The 18,043-nt window shown below is 58.4% G+C and carries 19 protein-coding genes; 6 read left to right on the forward strand and 13 right to left on the reverse strand.

The features are described 5' to 3' along the window. Positions 1-6 precede the first annotated feature (6 nt). The gene (locus tag ACOTYH_RS17180; RefSeq protein ID WP_086524143.1) at positions 7-1,386 is read left to right on the forward strand and encodes a carbohydrate porin; all 1,380 of its coding nucleotides are present in this window, start codon (positions 7-9) and stop codon (positions 1,384-1,386) included. A gap of 147 nt (positions 1,387-1,533) precedes the next feature. Then, positions 1,534-2,439 (forward strand): EamA family transporter, encoded by a 906-nt coding sequence (locus ACOTYH_RS17185; protein ID WP_141414535.1) that lies wholly within the window; start codon positions 1,534-1,536, stop codon positions 2,437-2,439. Between the two features lie 48 nt (positions 2,440-2,487). Here the strand turns inward: ACOTYH_RS17185 and nepI are convergent, their stop codons facing one another. The 3 genes from nepI to ACOTYH_RS17200 all read right to left on the reverse strand — a co-directional run bounded on the left by nepI (position 2,488) and on the right by ACOTYH_RS17200 (position 4,875). Continuing rightward, entirely contained in the window at positions 2,488-3,678 is a 1,191-nt protein-coding gene (nepI, locus tag ACOTYH_RS17190; protein WP_023302830.1) for a purine ribonucleoside efflux pump NepI, read from the reverse strand. A gap of 128 nt (positions 3,679-3,806) precedes the next feature. Continuing rightward, the gene (locus ACOTYH_RS17195; protein WP_017694007.1) at positions 3,807-4,325 is read right to left on the reverse strand and encodes an SRPBCC domain-containing protein; all 519 of its coding nucleotides are present in this window, start codon (positions 4,323-4,325) and stop codon (positions 3,807-3,809) included. Positions 4,326-4,422: 97 nt separating this feature from the next. Beyond that, positions 4,423-4,875, reverse strand: a complete 453-nt coding sequence (locus tag ACOTYH_RS17200; protein ID WP_017383675.1) for a DUF1198 domain-containing protein — start codon at positions 4,873-4,875, stop codon at positions 4,423-4,425. Between the two features lie 99 nt (positions 4,876-4,974). Here ACOTYH_RS17200 and ACOTYH_RS17205 point away from each other — a divergent pair, with 99 nt between their 5' ends. Further along, positions 4,975-5,877 (forward strand): LysR family transcriptional regulator, encoded by a 903-nt coding sequence (locus ACOTYH_RS17205; RefSeq protein WP_015570111.1) that lies wholly within the window; start codon positions 4,975-4,977, stop codon positions 5,875-5,877. Here ACOTYH_RS17205 and ACOTYH_RS17210 read toward each other — a convergent pair. The 10 genes from ACOTYH_RS17210 to ACOTYH_RS17255 all read right to left on the reverse strand — a co-directional run bounded on the left by ACOTYH_RS17210 (position 5,865) and on the right by ACOTYH_RS17255 (position 15,767). After that, on the reverse strand, positions 5,865-6,869 hold the full coding sequence (locus ACOTYH_RS17210; RefSeq protein ID WP_032668896.1) for an alpha/beta fold hydrolase: 1,005 nt from the start codon (positions 6,867-6,869) through the stop codon (positions 5,865-5,867). The two genes, ACOTYH_RS17205 and ACOTYH_RS17210, sit on opposite strands and share 13 nt — an antisense overlap. 169 nt (positions 6,870-7,038) lie before the next feature. Then, on the reverse strand, positions 7,039-8,430 hold the full coding sequence (gene uhpT / locus ACOTYH_RS17215; RefSeq protein WP_032668898.1) for a hexose-6-phosphate:phosphate antiporter: 1,392 nt from the start codon (positions 8,428-8,430) through the stop codon (positions 7,039-7,041). Between the two features lie 132 nt (positions 8,431-8,562). After that, positions 8,563-9,873 carry an MFS transporter gene (locus ACOTYH_RS17220; protein ID WP_058688752.1) on the reverse strand — a complete coding sequence of 437 codons (1,311 nt, stop codon included), beginning with the start codon at positions 9,871-9,873 and terminating at the stop codon, positions 8,563-8,565. Beyond that, positions 9,866-11,371 carry a signal transduction histidine-protein kinase/phosphatase UhpB gene (gene uhpB / locus ACOTYH_RS17225; protein ID WP_039269391.1) on the reverse strand — a complete coding sequence of 502 codons (1,506 nt, stop codon included), beginning with the start codon at positions 11,369-11,371 and terminating at the stop codon, positions 9,866-9,868. Before uhpB ends, ACOTYH_RS17220 begins: the two co-directional genes overlap by 8 nt. Next, positions 11,368-11,961 carry a transcriptional regulator UhpA gene (gene uhpA / locus ACOTYH_RS17230; RefSeq protein ID WP_003861054.1) on the reverse strand — a complete coding sequence of 198 codons (594 nt, stop codon included), beginning with the start codon at positions 11,959-11,961 and terminating at the stop codon, positions 11,368-11,370. The genes uhpB and uhpA overlap by 4 nt, the downstream gene beginning before the upstream one ends. 125 nt (positions 11,962-12,086) lie before the next feature. Next, on the reverse strand, positions 12,087-12,374 hold the full coding sequence (ilvN, locus tag ACOTYH_RS17235) for an acetolactate synthase small subunit (RefSeq protein ID WP_015570113.1): 288 nt from the start codon (positions 12,372-12,374) through the stop codon (positions 12,087-12,089). 3 nt (positions 12,375-12,377) lie between these two features. After that, entirely contained in the window at positions 12,378-14,066 is a 1,689-nt protein-coding gene (gene ilvB, locus ACOTYH_RS17240) for an acetolactate synthase large subunit (RefSeq protein WP_015570114.1), read from the reverse strand. Positions 14,067-14,172: 106 nt separating this feature from the next. Continuing rightward, positions 14,173-14,271 carry an ilvB operon leader peptide IvbL gene (gene ivbL, locus ACOTYH_RS17245; RefSeq protein WP_057979964.1) on the reverse strand — a complete coding sequence of 33 codons (99 nt, stop codon included), beginning with the start codon at positions 14,269-14,271 and terminating at the stop codon, positions 14,173-14,175. 107 nt (positions 14,272-14,378) lie between these two features. After that, positions 14,379-14,858 (reverse strand): Hcp family type VI secretion system effector, encoded by a 480-nt coding sequence (locus tag ACOTYH_RS17250; RefSeq protein ID WP_045339525.1) that lies wholly within the window; start codon positions 14,856-14,858, stop codon positions 14,379-14,381. 195 nt (positions 14,859-15,053) lie between these two features. Next, a complete protein-coding gene (locus ACOTYH_RS17255; protein WP_045339524.1) occupies positions 15,054-15,767 on the reverse strand; it encodes a hypothetical protein in 714 nt (237 codons plus the stop codon). Positions 15,768-16,493: 726 nt separating this feature from the next. Here ACOTYH_RS17255 and tisB point away from each other — a divergent pair. From tisB to ACOTYH_RS17270, 3 genes are all read left to right on the forward strand, one after another. After that, positions 16,494-16,583: a type I toxin-antitoxin system toxin TisB gene (gene tisB / locus ACOTYH_RS17260; RefSeq protein WP_017383683.1), complete on the forward strand. Its 90-nt coding sequence runs from the start codon at positions 16,494-16,496 to the stop codon at positions 16,581-16,583. A gap of 64 nt (positions 16,584-16,647) precedes the next feature. Continuing rightward, entirely contained in the window at positions 16,648-17,094 is a 447-nt protein-coding gene (locus ACOTYH_RS17265; protein ID WP_003861064.1) for a GNAT family N-acetyltransferase, read from the forward strand. A gap of 62 nt (positions 17,095-17,156) precedes the next feature. Then, positions 17,157-17,990 carry an EamA family transporter gene (locus ACOTYH_RS17270; RefSeq protein WP_421637841.1) on the forward strand — a complete coding sequence of 278 codons (834 nt, stop codon included), beginning with the start codon at positions 17,157-17,159 and terminating at the stop codon, positions 17,988-17,990. Positions 17,991-18,043: the final 53 nt, after the last annotated feature.

Genomic DNA, 18,043 nt, shown 5'->3' on the forward strand with positions numbered 1-18,043 from the left:
ATAACCATGAATACGATTAAAAAACTTCCATTAACCATGGCGGTTATCGCCGCGCTTTGCCCAATTTCCGTTCTCGCTCAGGAATTCACTCAGGAGCAAATCGACGCCATTGTGGCAAAAGCGGTGGATAAAGCCCTGGCCGAGCGTCAGGCCAAAATGGACGCGGCGGTCGCGAAAAAAGCGGACGTGGTGACCGAGCCGCAGAGCGCGGCGCAATCTCCGGATATGGCGATCCCGTTCGGGGTTAAATTTACCGGCTACGCCCGCTACGGCGCGCACTTCCAGGCTGCCGATCAGAAATACGTGGCGGTGGACGGCTCCTACAACGGCGCGTCCGCCATTGGTCGTCTGGGTAACGAAGGCAACGGCGGCGAGTTCCAGCTCTCTAAAGCCTTCAAGGGCGAAAACGGCGCCATCTGGGACATCAACGTGATGATCGACCACTGGGGCGACGAAGTTAACCTCAAGAAAGCCTACGCCGGCGTGACCAACATTATGGCCTCCAACCCGAACGCCTACTTCTGGGCGGGTCGCGACTTCCACCAGCGTCCGCAGCAGGGCATCAACGATTACTTCTGGATGAACCACGACGGTCAGGGCGCCGGGGTGAAGAACTTCGACATCGGCGGCGTGCAGTTTGACGTGGCCGCCGTGGCAGCGGTGGAATCCTGTAGCCCGGAAGTGATGGAGGACGAAGCGAACCCGTCGCGCATCACCTGTACCGGCGGGTCCGGCACGGGCGACAAAGGCAACTACGCCGCGACGTCTAAAATCCACGGTGTGAAGCTCGGTCCGCTGGATCTGGAGCTGTACGCCAACTACGGCTTTGACTCGAAAGCGGTGGAGAGCGACGAACGTCTGAACGCCTGGCAGGGCGGCGTGGTGCTGAGCCACACCAACGACAGCGGCGTGAACAAGGTGATTGCCCGCTACTCCGATAACGCGGACAACAGCGTGTTCAACAAAACCGAGGATCTGACCACGGTCTACGCCAGCTTCGAAGGGCTGTACAAATTCACCCAGGCGACGCAGGTGGAGTACCTCCTCGCCTTCCATGACTACGACAACAGCCGCGATAAGACCGACAACCGCAAGAACTACAACGCCATCGTGCGCCCGATGCACTGGTGGAACGACGTTCACTCCACCTGGCTGGAAGCGGGCTGGCAGCACGTGGATTACGACAACGGCGGCGACAACAAGGGCTGGAAGCTGACCCTGTCGCAGAACATGTCTATCGCCATGGGGCCGGAGTTCCGTCCGATGCTGCGCTTCTACGTGACCGGCGGCAAGGTGGATAACGAACGTACCGCGCGCGTGAACAACACCAAAGATGAAACGCTGGACGACTTCAACGTCGGCGCGATGTGGGAGGCGTGGTTCTAAGGTCAACAACATGCCGGGTGGCGCTACGCTTACCCGGCCTACGGTTTTCCCCCTCTCCCCGTGGGAGAGGGTCGGGGTGAGGGCATCAGGCAGCACACAACCATGCTATGCTGTTGGCCAATTAACGACAACATAACAGGGGAGAACATGGGTTCCACACGCAAAGGGATGCTCAACGTCCTGATCGCCGCCGTTTTATGGGGCAGTTCCGGGGTTTGCGCGCAGTACATCATGGAGAAAAGCCACATCTCTTCGCCTTACCTGACCATGGTTCGTCTGCTGTTTACCGGCGTGATCCTGCTGACGCTCTCCTTCGTTCACGGCGACAAGATTTTCTCGGTCATCAAAAACCGCAAAGACGCCCTCAGCCTGCTGTTTTTCTCGCTGGCTGGCGCGCTTACCGTGCAGCTCACCTTCCTGCTGACAATTGAAAAATCCAACGCCGCGACGGCCACCGTGCTCCAGTTTCTGTCGCCGACCATTATCGTGGCATGGTTTGCGCTGGCGCGGAAAACGCGTCCCGGCATATTTGTCTTATCCGCGATTTTCACGTCGCTTGTGGGTACCTTCCTGCTGGTAACCCACGGCGACCCGACGTCGCTCTCCATCTCGCCGGCCGCGCTGTTCTTCGGTATCGCCTCGGCGTTTGCCGCGGCGTTTTATACGACGTACCCGTCGACGCTTATCGCCCGCTACGGCACGCTGCCGATTGTCGGCTGGAGTATGTTGATTGCGGGACTAATGCTGACGCCGTTCTACGCCGGACGCGGCACCACCTTCGTGATCGACGGGGGCCTGCTGCTGGCGTTTTTCTACCTGGTGGTGATAGGTACCGCGCTGACGTTCAGCCTGTATCTGAAAGGCGCACAGATGATCGGCGGGCCGAAGGCGAGCATTCTGAGCTGCGCCGAGCCGCTGAGCAGCGCGCTGCTGTCGGTGATGTTGCTGGGGGTGGCATTCACCCTGCCGGACTGGCTGGGGACGCTGCTGATTGTGTCGTCGGTGGTGTTGATTTCGATGGATTCGAGAAGACGGGTTCAGACATCGGCGTAGCCTGATGCCCTCACCCCAACCCTCTCCCACGGGAGAGGGAGAAAAGCACTACTTCGCCTTAACCTTCCCCGCCACCAGCAGCGCGGTCAGCAGCATCAGCGTGCCGGAAATTACCAGCGGCGAGGTCAGCCCCAGGTGGTCGAGCGCTACGCCGCCCACCGCCGCGCCGCAGGTATTCGCCAGCTGGATCACCGCCACCTGAATCGACCCGGCTTTTTCCGCCTGATCGGCAAGCGAGCGGGTGATCCACGTCGACCAGCCCACCGGCACCAGCGCAAAGGCAAAGCCCCAGATAATCGCGATCGCCGAAGCCACCCACTTATCGCTGCCCCACAACACCAGCGCCGCGGCGCTGATCGCCAGCACCAGCGGGGCACCCGCCAGCGCCACCTTCAGGGAGCGCTTCAGGAACTGGGACGACAGCGAGGTGCCGACAAAACTGGCGATCCCGAAGCTCAGGAGCACCAGCGTCAGGCCGTCCACGTCAAAGCCCGCCATGGTCATATACACCGGGCGGATATAGGTGAAGAAAGCAAACTGCCCGGCAAAGGCCATGAAGATGGCGGTCATCCCCGCCAGCACGCCGGGGCGCTTCAGCAGCGCGAACATGTTCTGTTTGTGGTGCGCCGCTTCCCCCGGAAGGGACGGCAGCGCCTTCCACACCCAGATAATGCACAGCACGCCCATCACCGCCGCCGCGTTAAAGACGTTGCGCCAGCCGATAATTCCACCGAGGAAACTGCCCAGCGGCGCGGCGATCACCAGCGCGATCGAGACCGCACCGAAGATAACGGACAAGGCTTTTGGCACCGTACGCGCGGGCACCAGGCGCATGGTCAGCGAGGCGGACATCGCCCAGAAGCCGCCTAATCCCAGCCCCAGACAGGCACGGCCGAGCAGCAGCAGGGTGAAGCTTTCAGCGAAAGAGACCAGCAGGCAGGAGAGCGTCAGCAGCACGCTGAACAGAATGACCACCTTGCGGCGGTCGATGGTGCCGATCGCCTGGGTGATAAACAGGCTGGCGAACATCGCCACAAACGCGGTGACGGTCACGGACTGCCCCGCCACGCCCTCGGAAATGCCCAGATCCTGCGCCATCGGCGTCAGCAGGCTGACCGGCAGGAACTCGACGGTGATCAGGCAGGCGACGCAAAATGCCACGGAGAAAACCGCCGACCAGTTGGGGCGTGAAACCTCTTTGGCCTGCGGTGTAGTCGTGGGCTGGGTATGTTCTGTCATGGCATCACCTGAAGATAAAAACGTGCGGAAAAGTCGCGCAGTTTATCATCAAAAGTGTGACGAATTTAACGTTTCGACAACTTTTGTCGTTTTTTAATGCCGGGCGGCGCTTTGCTTACCGGGCAAAATTACCCGCGAGCCTTAAGAGCGGCATTCGCCAACCCGACAATCCACTCCTGATGCCCGTTAATCATTGGGTTCGGCACGGTGCGCGCTAATTCCTGCGCCGGCACGCCTTTCTGCGACTCCTGAGTCAGAATGCGCACGCGGTTTCCCGGCAGGTCTTCAAACAGCCAGGCGTGGATCACGTCCAGACGCGAATTTGCATCCCCTTCTACCCAGCCGTGCCACGCGATACGCGCGGCTTCGCCCTCCACGGGCGGAACATACTCCGTCACCTGCGCCTCAACCGGGAAGCCAAAGGTGGTGAAGCGGAAGCGGGCGTTGGCGCTCAGCGCCGGGCCGCTGCCGTCGTGAAAACGGATATCTTCGGCGTTGCTGTAGTAGTTCGGCCACAGGGTGGTGTCGTTGAGCTGCGCCCAAATCTCTTTTGCGCTCAGCCCGGCGACGATGATTTCGTTGGAGGCAAAGTTATCGGTGGTGCCGGGCAGGTAGTCGTTCGGCCAGATAATGGCGGATTGTTTCATGGTTCACCTCATCGGTTAGTTGATAAGGTGATGGTGCGCCTGCGGGTGATATAAATCTAATGACGATGCTTTATACTCTTCATCACGTTTTGTGATATCAGTGCAGGTAAAACACGCCCTCTTCCGGCAGGAAAAGTTGGTTGTAGCGCAGCTGGAAGGCGTTGAACTCCTGCGGGTCTGGCTCTATCTCGCGCATAAAGCCGAGCGCGAGGCGGATTTGCGCGTCGGTGATCGGCGCGGCCAGACGGGCTTTACGCAGCATGCGGTGCCAGGTATGCAGATTCTCTTCGCTGGCGTCGACGATGCAGACCTGCCAGATCAGCAGCACCTGGGCGGCATTTTGCAGATGCGCCTCGTCGGGGCGTTCAAGATAGCGGATAAACTCATTGCCCGGCGTTTTACCGAACTGGTCAATCATCGACTCGACCGGCATCGGGGTGATCCCCAGCCGCTCGCTTAAACGTTTGATGGCGCGGCGGGAGTCTGAGGTCAGGACACGAAATCCAACCACAAACACCACGGCAAGCGTTGCCAGCATTATCCAGACCATGCGTTCTCCTTAGACTAGCCGCCCATCATAGCGGGAAACGCAGCGCGTCAACAGCGGGCAGCGCCATAATAGTAAACGGAAAAGAGGTGGAAAAACGTCATGAAAGCGGATCTGCGCACGCTGGATCTTAACCTGCTGAAAACGCTGGATGCCCTGCTGGACGAACGCAGCGTCACCCGCGCGGCGGCGCGTCTTGCCCTGACCCAGCCAGCGGTAAGCGGCATGCTTAACCGCCTGCGGGATTACTTTGAAGACCCGCTGTTTATCCGCGCGCCGCACGGCATCGTGCCTACCACCCGGGCGGAAGCAATGGCGGCTCCCGTCAAACGCATTCTGGCAGATATCGACGAGCTGCTTCAGCCGATCGCCTTTGATCCGCTCACCGCAACGTTCACCTTCACGCTTGCCGCGACCGACTACGCCCTGCGCGCGGTCGTCGTGCCGTTTATCGCTGCGCTTAAGGTACAGGCGCCGGGTATTCGCGTGCGCGTGGTGCCTGTGGAATCTGACCGTCTGGTCAGCCAGCTCGAACAAGGCTCTGTCGACGTGGCGCTGATCACCCCGCACACCACGCCAGATGAGCTTCACAGCCGGGCGCTTTATGATGAACGGTACGTTTGCATGATGCGTGCCGACCATCCGGATGCCGGACAGCCCATGACGTTAGACCGGTTTTGCGCCCTGGAGCATGTGCTGGTCTCTTACGAGGGCGACGGTTTTCGCGGCGTAACGGATGGCGCGCTGGAGAAAACTGGCCGAACGCGGCATGTTGGCTTATCGGTGAGTAACTTTTTAGTCCTGCCGGACGTGCTGGCCCTCAGCGATATGATTGCCGTTGTGCCATCACGCATAGCGGAAAAGCAGACGGGGATGTTCGTCTGCGAGACGCCGGTTCCCGTGCCCGGTTTTACCAAAAGCATGGCCTGGCACGGCAGAACGCACCGCAACCTCGCGCAGGCGTGGCTGCGCGGGCTGTTGCTGGAGACCAGTCAGCGCGCCTGAAGCCCTTTCAGCAGCGCCTCGTGGAAGCGGGCAGGATCCTGCATCTGCGGCGCGTGGCCCATGTCGTTAAATTCAACCAGCGTCGCGTGTGGAATGCGCTTCGCCGTCTCTTTGCCCAGCACCGCGTAGTTACCGAGCGTCTTGCGGATCTCCGGTGGGGCGAGATCTTTCCCGATGGCGGTGTTGTCCTTCGTGCCGATCATCAATAATACTGGCATCTTCAGCTCGTTAAATTCATAGACGACCGGCTGGGTATAAATCATGTCGTAGAGCAGCGCCGAGTTCCACGCCACGCGCGCTTTGCCCGGCCCGTTGTTCAGCCCGGCAAGCATGGTGACCCAGCGCTCGTACTCCGGCTTCCACTCCCCGGCGTAGTAGGTGTTTTTCTCGTACTGACGAATACCGTCGGCGCTGACTTTCAGCTCGCGCTGGTACCACTGGTCGACCGTAATATGCGGCACGCCGCGCGCTTTCCAGTCTTCAAGCCCTATTGGGTTCACCATCACCAGCTGCTCCACCTGCTGCGGCCACATCAGCGCGTAGCGGGTCGCCAGCATGCCGCCGGTCGAGTGGCCGATGACCGTCACGCGATCAACGCCGAGCGTTTTCAGCAGCGCGTGGGTGTTATCCGCCAGCTGCTGGAAGGTGTACTGATAATGCTCCGGCTTGGTGGATTTGCAGAAGCCGATCTGGTCGGGTGCGATCACGCGATACCCGCTGGCTGAAAGCGCGCGGATCGTGCCGTCCCAGGTGCCAGCGCAGAAGTTTTTGCCGTGCATCAGCACCACGGTGCGGCCGTTGGGTTTTTCCGGCTTCACGTCCAGGTAAGCCATATCCAGAGGCTGGTTCTGCGAGGTAAAGGCAAAGTGTTTTACCGGCCAGCCGTAGTCAAAACCTTCCAGCTTCTCGCCGTAGGTGGGGGCATCCGCGGCCATTGCGGGGGAGGCCAGCGCCATCAACAGCGCCAGGCAGGACAATCGTCGGGTCAACATGCAAGCTCTCCGTTAGCAAAAAGGGCTAAGGCTGCACGAAAGGCGGCAGCAAAAAAACTGTAGAGCATGGAGAGGGGCGGGTGTGTAAAGCGGGGTAAAGGTAAAAGGCAGGCCGTGAAAAATAAAAAAGCCCGGCATCACACACCGGGCAAAGAAGTTACCTGCACACTCAGGCTACTTTTAATTTCTGCGCACGATTCTCGCGGCGGATCTTACGCTCTTCCAGCACCGCAACCATCGCCATCAGGACGATACAGCCAATCGCTGCCGCATCCAGCGCGGCAAAGGTGCCCGCCCAGCCGGTGAGGCCGAAAATTGGCGTGCCGTCGGCGATCATGCCCAGACCGAGCTTGGCGAAGCTGTCGCCGATCAGGTAAGCGAAGGTGCCCTTAATCCCATCGGCTGCGCCGATCGCTTTTTTCGGCACAAAGCCAACCGCCGCCACGCCGATCAGCAGCTGCGGACCGAACACCAGGAAGCCGAGCGCAAACAGCGACGCCAGGTAAACGTACTGGTTGCTGGCGTGCTGGTAAACGCCGAGCGTGGCGATAATCAGCGCCAGCGCGACGCAGGCCACCAGCGCGCGACGACCGTTGGCGAGGTCCGAGAGCCAGCCCCACAGCAGGGTACCGACCAGCGCGCCTACTTCGAACAGGGTGAAGCCCTGAATCGCCACCTCTTTCGAGAGCTTCAGCTCCTGGAAGGCATACACGGTGGACCACTGGTCGATACCGATACGCACCACGTACAGGAAGATGTTCGAGAAGCAGAGCAGCCAGATCACTTTGTTTTTCAGCACGTACTCAACAAAGATCTGCCATTTGGACATCTCGTTTTCTTCGGTCTCTTTGTCCTCCTCGCTGATCTCCTCCCCGAACAGCTCTTCAGCTTTGCCGAGGCCGTACGATTCCGGTGAGTCGCTGCCGAAGCGCAGGCCGATGAAGCCGACAATCAGGGCGATAATCGACGGGAAGATAAACATGCCGATCACGTGACCGTCGAACAGGTAGTTCGCGCCGAACAGCGCCACGCCTGCCGCACCCGCTCCGCCGAGGTTGTGTGAGATGTTCCACATGCCGAGGTAGGAACCCCGCTTGCGGCGCGGGGTCCATTTGGTGATGGTGGAGTAGCTGCACGACCCGCCGGTACTCTGGAAGAATCCGCTCAGGGCGTAGAAGGCGATCATCAGGAACAGGCTGACGGAGCCCGCGCCCATGCTGGCGCTAAAGCCGAGCATACAGATGGCGGAGAGGATCAGCATAAACGGCAGGAACTGCTTGGTGTTTTTGCCGTCCGCGTAGTAGGACACAACCGTTTTCCCCACGCCGTAGGTGATGGAAAAGCCCAGGCCAATCATCCCCAGCTGCGTCATGCTCAGCCCGTAGGTTGAGATCATGTCGTTCTGCGCGATGTTAAAGTTTTTGCGGATCAGGTACATGGTCAGGTAGCCGATGAAGACCACCAGATAGGACTGCATGAACGGTTTGAACCACATCTTGCGCCGCACGTCGAGCGGCAGATCCAGGGTCGGCTTGCGCACCTGATTTAAGAAGGCCAGCATGACTGAGTTACTCCTGAGCTGATTTTTGCAGCATTGTAAAAACCAGCCAGGAGAGATGCCTGAGACAGCGTCCAGGTGAAACCGGGAAAATTTCTTAGTTTTGCGCGTCTCGGCAGCAAAAGGTGAGGCGCGTCACGCTTCGCGCGGTGCCTGCGCGTGCAAAAACGGCAGCAGCAGCAGGGCGGAGATGCCCGCCGCGATGGCGATCACCGCGAAGAACCCGCTCCAGTGCCAGATGTCGATCACCCGCGCCAGCGGCCAGCCGGAGAGCGATGCGCCGAGGTAGGCAAACAGCCCGACAAAGCCCGTCGCCGCACCTGCCGCCTCTTTGTGGGAACACTCCGCCGCCGCCATGCCGATCAGCATCTGCGGGCCAAAGACGAAGAAGCCGATGGTGAAGAAGCACGCCGCCTGCATCACGTAGCTGGCGAACGGCATCAACCACAGCGACCCGACGGAGAGCAAAATCCCGGCGGCAAAAATCAGGTTCATCGGACCGCGGTTACCGTTGAACAGCTTATCCGAGCCCCAGCCCGCCACCAGCGCGCCGATAAACCCGCCCAGTTCAAACATGGTCACCGCCGAGTTGGCGGTCACCAGGTCCACGCCGAGCGTTTCGGACATGTACAGGTTGCCCCAGTCGTTGATGGCCGCGCGCACCACGTAGACCAGCACGTAGCAGAGCGACAGCAGCCAGATGTACGGGTTTTTCAGCACGTATTTGGTGAGGATCTCCTGGCGGGACATCCCGGCCCCTTCCTGCTGCTGGGCGATCTCCATCTCGTCGTGCCGCCAGTCGCCCACCGGTGGAAGGCCGACGGTTTGCGGCCTGTCGCGCAGGCGCCAGCAGAGGAACAGCCCGGCGACAATCGCGAGGCCACCGGCAATCATCATCCCCGCGCGCCAGCCGTAGTGCAGCGCCGCCGCGCCGACCACCATCGGGATCAGCGCCCCGCCGACGTTATGCGCGGTATTCCATATCGCCCACCAGCCGCCGCGCTCGTTGCGTGAGTACCAGGCGGTGAGCAGGCGGGCGCAGACCGGCGCGCCCCAGCCCTGGAAAAAGGCGTTCAGCGCCCACAGCAGGGCGAAGGCCCACAGCGAGGTGGAGAAGCCAAACAGGATGTTCACCACGCCGGTGGCGATCAGCCCAACGCCCATAAAATAGCGCGCGTTGGAACGGTCGCTGACGATGCCGGAGAAGAACTTCGACAGGCCGTAGGTGATGTAAAACAGCGTCGCCAGCAGGCCGATATCGGTGCGCGTCATCACGCCGCTGGCGAGGATTTCCGGCGCGGCGGCGTTGAAGCTTTTGCGGGTGAAATAGAACAGCGCATAGCCGAGCCAGATGGTAATCAGGATATGGCGACGCCAGTAGCGGTAGCGGGCATCGATTTCCGCTTTGTTGCTTAGCGGGGCGGCGCTGGCGGGGGTTTTAAACATGGTGCGTCCTTAACGGCAAACTGACGCTGACGCGCGTCCCGTGGGTGCAGGAGATCGTCAGCGTGCCGCCCAGCGCCTTTACGCGCTCGCGCATGCCCGCCAGGCCAAACCCCTGCTGGCCGGAGCCCGGCGGCAGGCCGCAGCCGTCGTCTTCAATCACCAGCATCAGGCGCTCGTCCTGCTGCCAGCCCTGGATCGTTACCGCGCTGGCGCTGGCGTGTTTGACGATGTTGTTCAGCCCTTCCTGGCAGACGCGGAAAAGGGTCACGCGCTGGCCTTCGCTCAGGGTAGCTTCATTGATGCGCCAGTCGAGATGGCTGACAATCCCGCGGCTCTCCAGCTCCATCTCGCGCATCAGAGAGCGTATTGCCTGCTCGAGCGAGAGATCGTCAAGCTGGCGCGGGCGCAGCCGCCCTAACAGGCGACGAACGGAATCATAGACGCCCAGCGAAAGCTGTTCGATATGCGCCCCGCCCTGCTTCACGCCCGCGTTTTCTGCCGCCAGGCGCTGAACAATGCCCGCTTGGGTGCGGATGGCGGTGATGGTCTGGCCGATGTCATCGTGCAGCTCGCGAGCAACCTCCTGGCGCACGCTCTCTTCCGTCTCCAGCAGACGCTCCGCCAGACGGCGGTTGCGCGCCAGCTCGGCTTGCAGAGACTGGTTCAGCTCGCGCAGGCGCTGTATGCCCGCGCCGAGCAGCAGCCCGGTCAGGCTCTGGGCCAGCAGCGAGAGCAGCAGATCTACCGGGTGATCGTGCCAGGTCTGGCTGGCAATCAGCGCGATGGCGTTCATCAGCGTGGCGATCAATGCGCCCTGCCAGCCGTAATGCCAGGCAAGGGCGATGATCGGCAGCGCCAGACAAAACGGCGTGAAGCGTGATAATTCAGCGGGCAGACCAAGCTGCAACCACAGGCTCACCACAAACAGCAGCAGATACCAGATCAGGTGCCGGGCGCGCCAGTTCACCGGCTGGGAGACCAGCGCCGGGCCGAGCGGCTGCCAGACAGTGCTGGTAAGGTAATGCCAGAAAACAAGGCAGGTCGGGGCCAGCGTCAGGCCGCCGGTGAGGGTCAGCAGCAGGGCGTTGAGCCCCTCCTTTTCACCCACCCACGGCAGGGACTGCAACAGCGCGGCGGCAATCAGCGCCGCACCCTGACGCAGCAGCGTGCGCCAGTCGCGCTGGTGACGGTAGCGGGAAATCAGGGCGACCGGGATAAGCGTGAGCAGGCTTCCGGTCATCAATAAAGGCAGATGCGCCAACGCCACTTCCTGCGCCAGCCAGATCAGCATCAGCCACTCTGCGCCCAGCAGCACCGGCCAGTAGCCGCGCGGACATTGCAGCATTAGCCCCAGCCGCAGGCCAAAGGGGAACAGCAGCACCGCCAGCTCCGGGCGCTCGACAAGATGCAGGCTGATACTCCACAGACAGAACCACGCGGCGGAGAAGATGAAAAAGCTGGCAACAACGGCGATCAGCCGCGAAAACAGGGAGTTCATTGCCAGCTGTCAAACATACGGCGCGCCAGCTCGACATCGTTACTGACGTTGAGTTTTTCCATCAGGTTGGCGCGATGAACGTGAACGGTCTTTGGCGACAGCCCCAGCTCTACGGCAATCTCTTTCACCGACATGCCCTGGGCAAGTTTCTCTGCCACCTGGCGCTCGCGTCTGGTGAGCGGATCCTGCCGTCCCGCCGCCAGCTTGATGGCAATATCCGGCGTCAGGTAGCAGCCGCCGGTGGAGACGGTGCGCACGGCGGCAATCAGCTCGTCCGGGCTACAGCGTTTAGAGAGAAACCCGCGCGCCCCCGCGTTGAGCGCCTGCTCGACCAGCGCCGGGCTGTCGTGGACCGAGAGCATAATCGTCGCCATCCCTTTCGGCAGCTGGCTTAACAGCTCCAGCCCGGAGAGGTCCGGCATTGAGATATCGCAGATACAGACCTGCACCCCGCGTCCCGGCAGGCCCGCCAGCGCCTCGCGTCCTGAGCCAAACTCGGCCACGACCTGAAAATCCGGTTCGAGGTTTAAAAGCTGGGCAAAGCCGGAGCGAACGATAAGGTGGTCGTCGATAAGGGCGATGGTGGTCATGGTTTGATCCTGATGCGTGAACGCGCCGGATGGCGGCGCAAACGCCTTATCCGGCCTACGTGTAACGTCCTTGCAGGCCGGATAAGCGCAGCGCCATCCGGCAAAAGCCTCTTACCTTAAGTGATTTACTCAAAAAACACCGCAATTTTGTTAAACATGGTGGGATCGGACTGGTTGCGTGCCACTTTGGTGACGTCCTCCAGCTTGTCGATCTGCGCCATCATCTGCTCCAGACGCTGGTCGTCGTTCACCAGTAGCCAGATGCGGCTGTGCTCGCTGCCCTGAATCGGCAGGCACAGAATGCCTTCCACGTTAAACGCCCGACGGGCAAAGAGCCCACAGACGTGGGTCATGACGCCTGGGTGGTTGCGGACGGTGAGTTCCAGAATGACGTTATCACATTGTTTCTGCATGGCTTATTCCCCCACCATCTCAGTATTTGCCGCACCCGGCGGCACCATCGGATACACTTTTTGTTCAGGGTCGATACGCACGTGGATCAGCGCCGGGCCAGGGCGAGAAATCGCATCCTGCAACGCCGCGTGGGCATCTTCTTCGGCGTTCAGATCGCAGGTGTGAAGGCCAAAACCAGCGGCAATCTGCATAAAGTTGATCATCCCCGGATAGGTCGCCGCAAACACGCCCTGCTTGTAGAACAGGCTCTGCTGCTGGTGTACCAGACCCAGCGCTTCGTTGTTCATCAGAATGATTTTAACGTCTAACTGGTTTTCGGCCGCCGTCGCCATCTCCTGAATATTCATCATCAGGCTGCCGTCACCGGAGAAGCAGATCACCTTGCGGTCCGGGTTGGCGAGCGCCGCGCCAACCGCTGCTGGCAGGCCGAAGCCCATGGTGCCAAGGCCGCCGGAGGTCAGCCACTGGCGCGGACGGTTCAGCGGATATGCCTGGGCGGTCCACATCTGATGCTGGCCGACGTCGGTGGTGATAATCGCGCTGTCATCCACGCAGGCGGCGACGGCGTTGATAAGACCATAGTGGCTCAGCGGGTCGCCCTCGGTTGGGATAGCGCCCGGGAACTCACGTTGCAGATCGGCCACCAGCTGGCGCCAGTCGGCGCGGTCGGTTGCCTCCGTCTGCGGGATCAGCTGCGCCAGCACCTCGGCCACGTCGCCCTGGATCGCCACGTGCGGCTGCTTGATTTTACCCAGCTCGGCGCGGTCGATATCCACGTGAATGATTTTGGCGTTCGGGCAGAACTGCTCGGTTTTGCCAATCGCCCGGTCATCAAAACGCGCCCCCATAACTATCAGCAAATCCGCCTCTTGCAGGATGTAGTTGGTGCTGCGCGCGCCGTGCATGCCCAGCATGCCGAGAGAGAGCGGGTGCGCTTTTGGCAGCATACCCAGCGCCATCAGGGTCATGGTGGTGGGCAAATTAGCTTTTTCAGCGAACTGGCGGATTTCATCCGCGGCGTTGATCGTCCCGCCGCCCAGATAGAGCACCGGGCGTTTGGCGGCGTTGATCATCGCCGCCGCATCGCGCACGCTCTCAGCGCTGAATTCCGGCGCGGGGGCACGGTCACCCGGCTCCGGCAGAACGTCGATCTCAATTTCTGCGGTCTGGACATCCTTAGGAATGTCTATCCACACCGGACCCGGGCGGCCAGACTGGGCAATGCGAAACGCATCGCTGATAACCTGAGGCAGCTCGCTGATATCGCGAACTAAATAGTTATGTTTGGTGATGGGGATAGAGATGCCGTAGGTGTCGACTTCCTGGAACGCATCGGTGCCGATCATCGAGGACGGCACCTGGCCGGTAATGCAGATCAGCGGAATGGAGTCGAGACGCGCGTCGGCGATGGCGGTCACCAGGTTAGTGGCGCCCGGCCCGCTACAGGCCATACAGACCGCCGGTTTACCCTGGGTACGCGCCATGCCCTGGGCGATAAAGCCTGCGCCCTGCTCGTGGCGCGCCAGCACGTGGCGGATCTGTGTGCTTTGGCTTAACGCATCATACAGCGGCAGTACGGTCCCACCCGGGATGCCCGCAACGGTGGTGATGCCCTGTCGTTCCAGTAAATGAACAATCAGCTGCGCGCCTGTAAAACGCGTCTTGGTGGATGTTGTGCCCGAACTTGCCATGCTCCAGTCCTTTTCTTCTGAGCCAGCCTTCCGGGGAGGGTCCTAAACGAAAAACCCCGCCCGGTTTGCGCCGGCGGGGTTTTGGATTCGTGTGTTGATCCAGTCCCTACGGCGCATTGCCGACGACCACCACCACACGCACGACGACCACTGCGGCAGGTTGCGCAGTTTTTAGTAGGGTCGAAGTGAAGATGGATGAAGTCATTGGGGACCTGTGTTTGGAATCATTGATTGAATTTATACAAACACAGGTTTTCGGATGTGACAATGGAAATATTTTCATCTGCGCAAAAATGCGTCAGGGATCACGTTTCAGTACGTTGCTCGCTCATTCCAGGTGTCACTATAGATGACATTGCCGTCGCAATGCTTCCAGGTGATTTTCTCGTAGCGTATGAGAACCGTTTCAAGGTGGGTTCCGGTGTTTGCGCCGGGATACAGGTCTGGTGTGATTGAGGTTATTTTCACATTCTCCAGGAAGATATTAAAATACTCCTGTTCAAAACCCGCCTCATTAATCTGATACATCTTAATAGTGGCTGACTTGAGCGTTCTTCCCGTACTCAATGCGCGAAAGAGAAGCGGGGTTACACGATCAAATTCTTTTTGAAACATGATGGGCATGTGTATACGCGTACCCGTCAATTTCCCGGTATTCCCGTCGACCGGGACGTTGACATTATGAGTGAACGTTTTAAGTTCAATTGCACCTTCACGCCCTGACACAAGGCAAGGGCCAACCATGGGAGAACCATTTTCATCTTTTAAAAACAAATAAGCTGGGTTTGACATAAAAATCCTTTTAATAACATTTAATCGTATTTATCAAAGTGGCCAAAAATCATCGGGTGAACAATAATAAACACAACGATAGCAATGAATGTTAGTAAGACCCAGTGGTCAGGTACCAACCACAGGAACAAAGAGGCGCACGCAAAAATATAAACAGGGAATAAAATATCCGTAAATAGAATTGATAACAGACTTTTAAACATGCTCCTTGCCCTTTAAGTCTTTATAAATTGCATCGAAATCCTTATAGAATCCCAACTGCACCTTCTTAATGAGTTCAGACAGGAAAGGCTCAAAAAAGTAGTAAAGCATCTCCAGTTGTGCGGCATAGAGGGTGGCGTAATACTTAGGGTCCAATGTTTTCAGGCGACGAGCAGCAAGAGCGCACTTCTGTTCCGTTCCAATCAATTGAAGCGCCATGACAACGTTAGGTACGCGGCGTGCAAGCCGTTCGACGACGATTTCAGACAGCAGGCCAGATTCGGAAAGGGATTTGGCCAGACCCCATGCTATCGCTAAACGCGCGGCCTTGCTGGTCGGTATGTTATTAACAAGCCCGGTTACTTTTGAATCCGTCTTACGAACGCGATTGTGTTCATTTCCATTTTCAGAATCGGAAATAACACTTTCAAAATAAAGATATAGCATGTGGGCTATTACATCGCGATAACGGTAAAGCGAGAGAATTGAGAGGTACATTCTCTTTTCTTCTGAGAGAAGCTCGTCACACACATCGTGATAGCTGGGGATTAAGCATGATGAGTACCAACTTACACGCTCAATTCCTGAGTAAATATCAGAGCCGATCCCCTGTAATGCTTTCCACGTCCCTGCAACGCCCTGCTGCCCATAAATAGCCAACTGCCTGTCGCTTTGGAACTTCATCTTTAAATAATCAGATGCCTGCATAATGTATCCATACTGTACGTGTGGTTATAGATAGTACAATGAAAAATCGAATAATTCAAATTAAGGAGGGTTAACCCCGCAAATATTTAAGAAAAATATAAATTAGTTCATTATTATTTACTGCAATTATAGTCGATACCATTTTTTCACTTTCAGAAGAGTATTGATGTCTGGAATGAGTTTATGTATTGAGAGACGTAAACTTGTATAAGTGGCCTAGAACCAGAACCACTGCTTATTAGAACTTATTAAATTAATCATTGAATCATACTGCATGCCAGCCGCACCCATTGCCAATAAGTCAACAAGCACCTTTTCTGGGCTGCCCTGAAAACAAAAAACCCCGCCTAAGCGAGGTTTTTATCAGGGTTTTGCGGTTGGTTGCCGCAGAACACACTGTGTTACGTCAACGCGAAAAGTATACGCGATCGAAGACGAACGCGCAATTCCGGCACGGATTTTGACGTTTTTGAGTATGGATCGCCTTCCAAATTTTGTCCATAAAATACTGTTCATGCATACAGTATTTATCTATACTGAGGGTGTTCGCAGTGAGCGAGGGGGCCGCAGTTTACCGGCGCAACAAAGTCCTGGCTGAAACGGGTGGTGCCGTCAGTGCCTTAACCCCTGAAGTGAGCACACTGTGTTACGTCAATCCAGGTGCTGGCCACAGGCGGCGGAAAGGTACGCCAGCATCGTGCTCCTTTTAACCAAAAGGAGACGCGTATGAGCGTCGTGGATATGGTCATACTTGTCCTCAAACTCATTGTTGCTGTATTGCAACTGCTTGATGCTGTCCTGAAATACGTTCGGTGATTCAGGTTCAAGTCGCACCTGAGAGGGGCGGGCAACCGCCCCTCTTTAATAACGAGGGAATGCTATGTCGCGTCTGTTAATTGAGCCCGTCACGCCCGATGAACCCGGGTATATCGCCCTGAAGGCGGAGAGTATCGCGTTGAATTTCAATATGCTGCGCAGGCTGGAAGAGAACTGGCAGCGGGGTGAAAACCGCTTTAACGCGCCGGGTGAAAAACTGCTGGGGGCGTTTCTTAACGGCAGGCTGGTGGGCGTGTGCGGCCTTAATCGCGATCCGTTCAGCCAGCAGCCGCGCGCCGGACGTATTCGTCATCTCTACGTCAGCGAAAAGTGCCGTGGGCAGGGCATAGGCAAACAGCTTTTGACCGTGGTGATGGCGGATGCCAGCATCTGGTTTGATTTTCTTAATACCCATGCGCCGGAAACCGCGTACGGATTTTACCATCGGGCGGGCTTCAGGCTGGTGTCAGACGAACCCCGGGTGACGCACCGCCTTTTTTGCGCAGTGTAAGCGGCTGGCAGCATCGACGGGTGAATGTTACAGTTGGATGACATTTCACCAACCGATACGCCATGACCATCACCGTTTTCTGCATTTTACTGTTCGCCGCACTGCTGCATGCCAGCTGGAACGCCATCGTTAAAGCCGGAACGGATAAACTCTACTCGGCGATCGGAGTCAGCGGTTCAGCCGCGCTTATTGCCCTGATTTTAATGCCCTTCTCTCCTCAGCCAACTGCCGCAAGCTGGTCATATTTGTTCGTCTCCTGTGCGTTACAGGTGGTGTACACCGTGCTGGTAGCGAAGACCTATCAGGTCTCCGACATGAGCCAGACCTACCCCCTTATGCGCGGGACGGCCCCTCTGCTGGTGGCGCTGATCAGCGTATTGGTGCTCGGGGATCATCTCTCCTGGCTTGCCTGGTCCGGCATTGGGGTCATTTGTCTGTCGATTCTGGCCATGGCGATGAACGGCCGCATGCAGTCACGCAAGGGAATCTGGCTGGCGCTGCTGAACGCCTGTTTTATCGCCGGGTATACCCTGGTGGACGGCACCGGTGTGCGACTCTCGGACACTGCGCTGGGCTATACGCTCTGGACCTTCTTCATGAACGGTTTCTGCCTGCTGAGCTGGGCAATGGTGGCGCGGCGTCGCGAAGCGTCCAGCTACCTGCGCCTGCACTGGAAAAAAGGGCTGCTCGGCGGTGTCGGGACGATGGGATCTTACGGTCTGGCACTCTGGGCGATGACCCAGGCACCGCTGGCTGTGGTCGCGGCACTGCGTGAAACCTCTATTCTCTTCGGCGCATTAATCGCATTTGTGCTTTTAAAAGAGAAGGTTGCCGGCCTGCGCATCGCGGCGGCACTGGGTATTGCTGCCGGTGCGGTCCTGCTGCGCCTGGCGTAATTCGCTGGCAACATTAGTTGCCGATCTTGTTTACAAATCCTGCCTTCACGCCT

Origin of the sequence: Enterobacter cloacae complex sp. SHL001 (assembly GCF_049236825.1) — a bacterium.
Taxonomy (GTDB): domain Bacteria; phylum Pseudomonadota; class Gammaproteobacteria; order Enterobacterales; family Enterobacteriaceae; genus Enterobacter; species Enterobacter hormaechei_C.

Coding starts and splice junctions, on each gene's coding strand:
- ACOTYH_RS17180 (WP_086524143.1), top strand. CDS start 7: ATGAATACGATTAAAAAACTTCCATTAACCATGGCGGTTATCGCCGCG.
- ACOTYH_RS17185 (WP_141414535.1), top strand. CDS start 1,534: ATGGGTTCCACACGCAAAGGGATGCTCAACGTCCTGATCGCCGCCGTT.
- nepI (WP_023302830.1), bottom strand. CDS start 3,678: ATGACAGAACATACCCAGCCCACGACTACACCGCAGGCCAAAGAGGTT.
- ACOTYH_RS17195 (WP_017694007.1), bottom strand. CDS start 4,325: ATGAAACAATCCGCCATTATCTGGCCGAACGACTACCTGCCCGGCACC.
- ACOTYH_RS17200 (WP_017383675.1), bottom strand. CDS start 4,875: ATGGTCTGGATAATGCTGGCAACGCTTGCCGTGGTGTTTGTGGTTGGA.
- ACOTYH_RS17205 (WP_015570111.1), top strand. CDS start 4,975: ATGAAAGCGGATCTGCGCACGCTGGATCTTAACCTGCTGAAAACGCTG.
- ACOTYH_RS17210 (WP_032668896.1), bottom strand. CDS start 6,869: ATGTTGACCCGACGATTGTCCTGCCTGGCGCTGTTGATGGCGCTGGCC.
- uhpT (WP_032668898.1), bottom strand. CDS start 8,430: ATGCTGGCCTTCTTAAATCAGGTGCGCAAGCCGACCCTGGATCTGCCG.
- ACOTYH_RS17220 (WP_058688752.1), bottom strand. CDS start 9,873: ATGTTTAAAACCCCCGCCAGCGCCGCCCCGCTAAGCAACAAAGCGGAA.
- uhpB (WP_039269391.1), bottom strand. CDS start 11,371: ATGAACTCCCTGTTTTCGCGGCTGATCGCCGTTGTTGCCAGCTTTTTC.
- uhpA (WP_003861054.1), bottom strand. CDS start 11,961: ATGACCACCATCGCCCTTATCGACGACCACCTTATCGTTCGCTCCGGC.
- ilvN (WP_015570113.1), bottom strand. CDS start 12,374: ATGCAGAAACAATGTGATAACGTCATTCTGGAACTCACCGTCCGCAAC.
- ilvB (WP_015570114.1), bottom strand. CDS start 14,066: ATGGCAAGTTCGGGCACAACATCCACCAAGACGCGTTTTACAGGCGCG.
- ivbL (WP_057979964.1), bottom strand. CDS start 14,271: ATGACTTCATCCATCTTCACTTCGACCCTACTAAAAACTGCGCAACCT.
- ACOTYH_RS17250 (WP_045339525.1), bottom strand. CDS start 14,858: ATGTCAAACCCAGCTTATTTGTTTTTAAAAGATGAAAATGGTTCTCCC.
- ACOTYH_RS17255 (WP_045339524.1), bottom strand. CDS start 15,767: ATGCAGGCATCTGATTATTTAAAGATGAAGTTCCAAAGCGACAGGCAG.
- tisB (WP_017383683.1), top strand. CDS start 16,494: ATGAGCGTCGTGGATATGGTCATACTTGTCCTCAAACTCATTGTTGCT.
- ACOTYH_RS17265 (WP_003861064.1), top strand. CDS start 16,648: ATGTCGCGTCTGTTAATTGAGCCCGTCACGCCCGATGAACCCGGGTAT.
- ACOTYH_RS17270 (WP_421637841.1), top strand. CDS start 17,157: ATGACCATCACCGTTTTCTGCATTTTACTGTTCGCCGCACTGCTGCAT.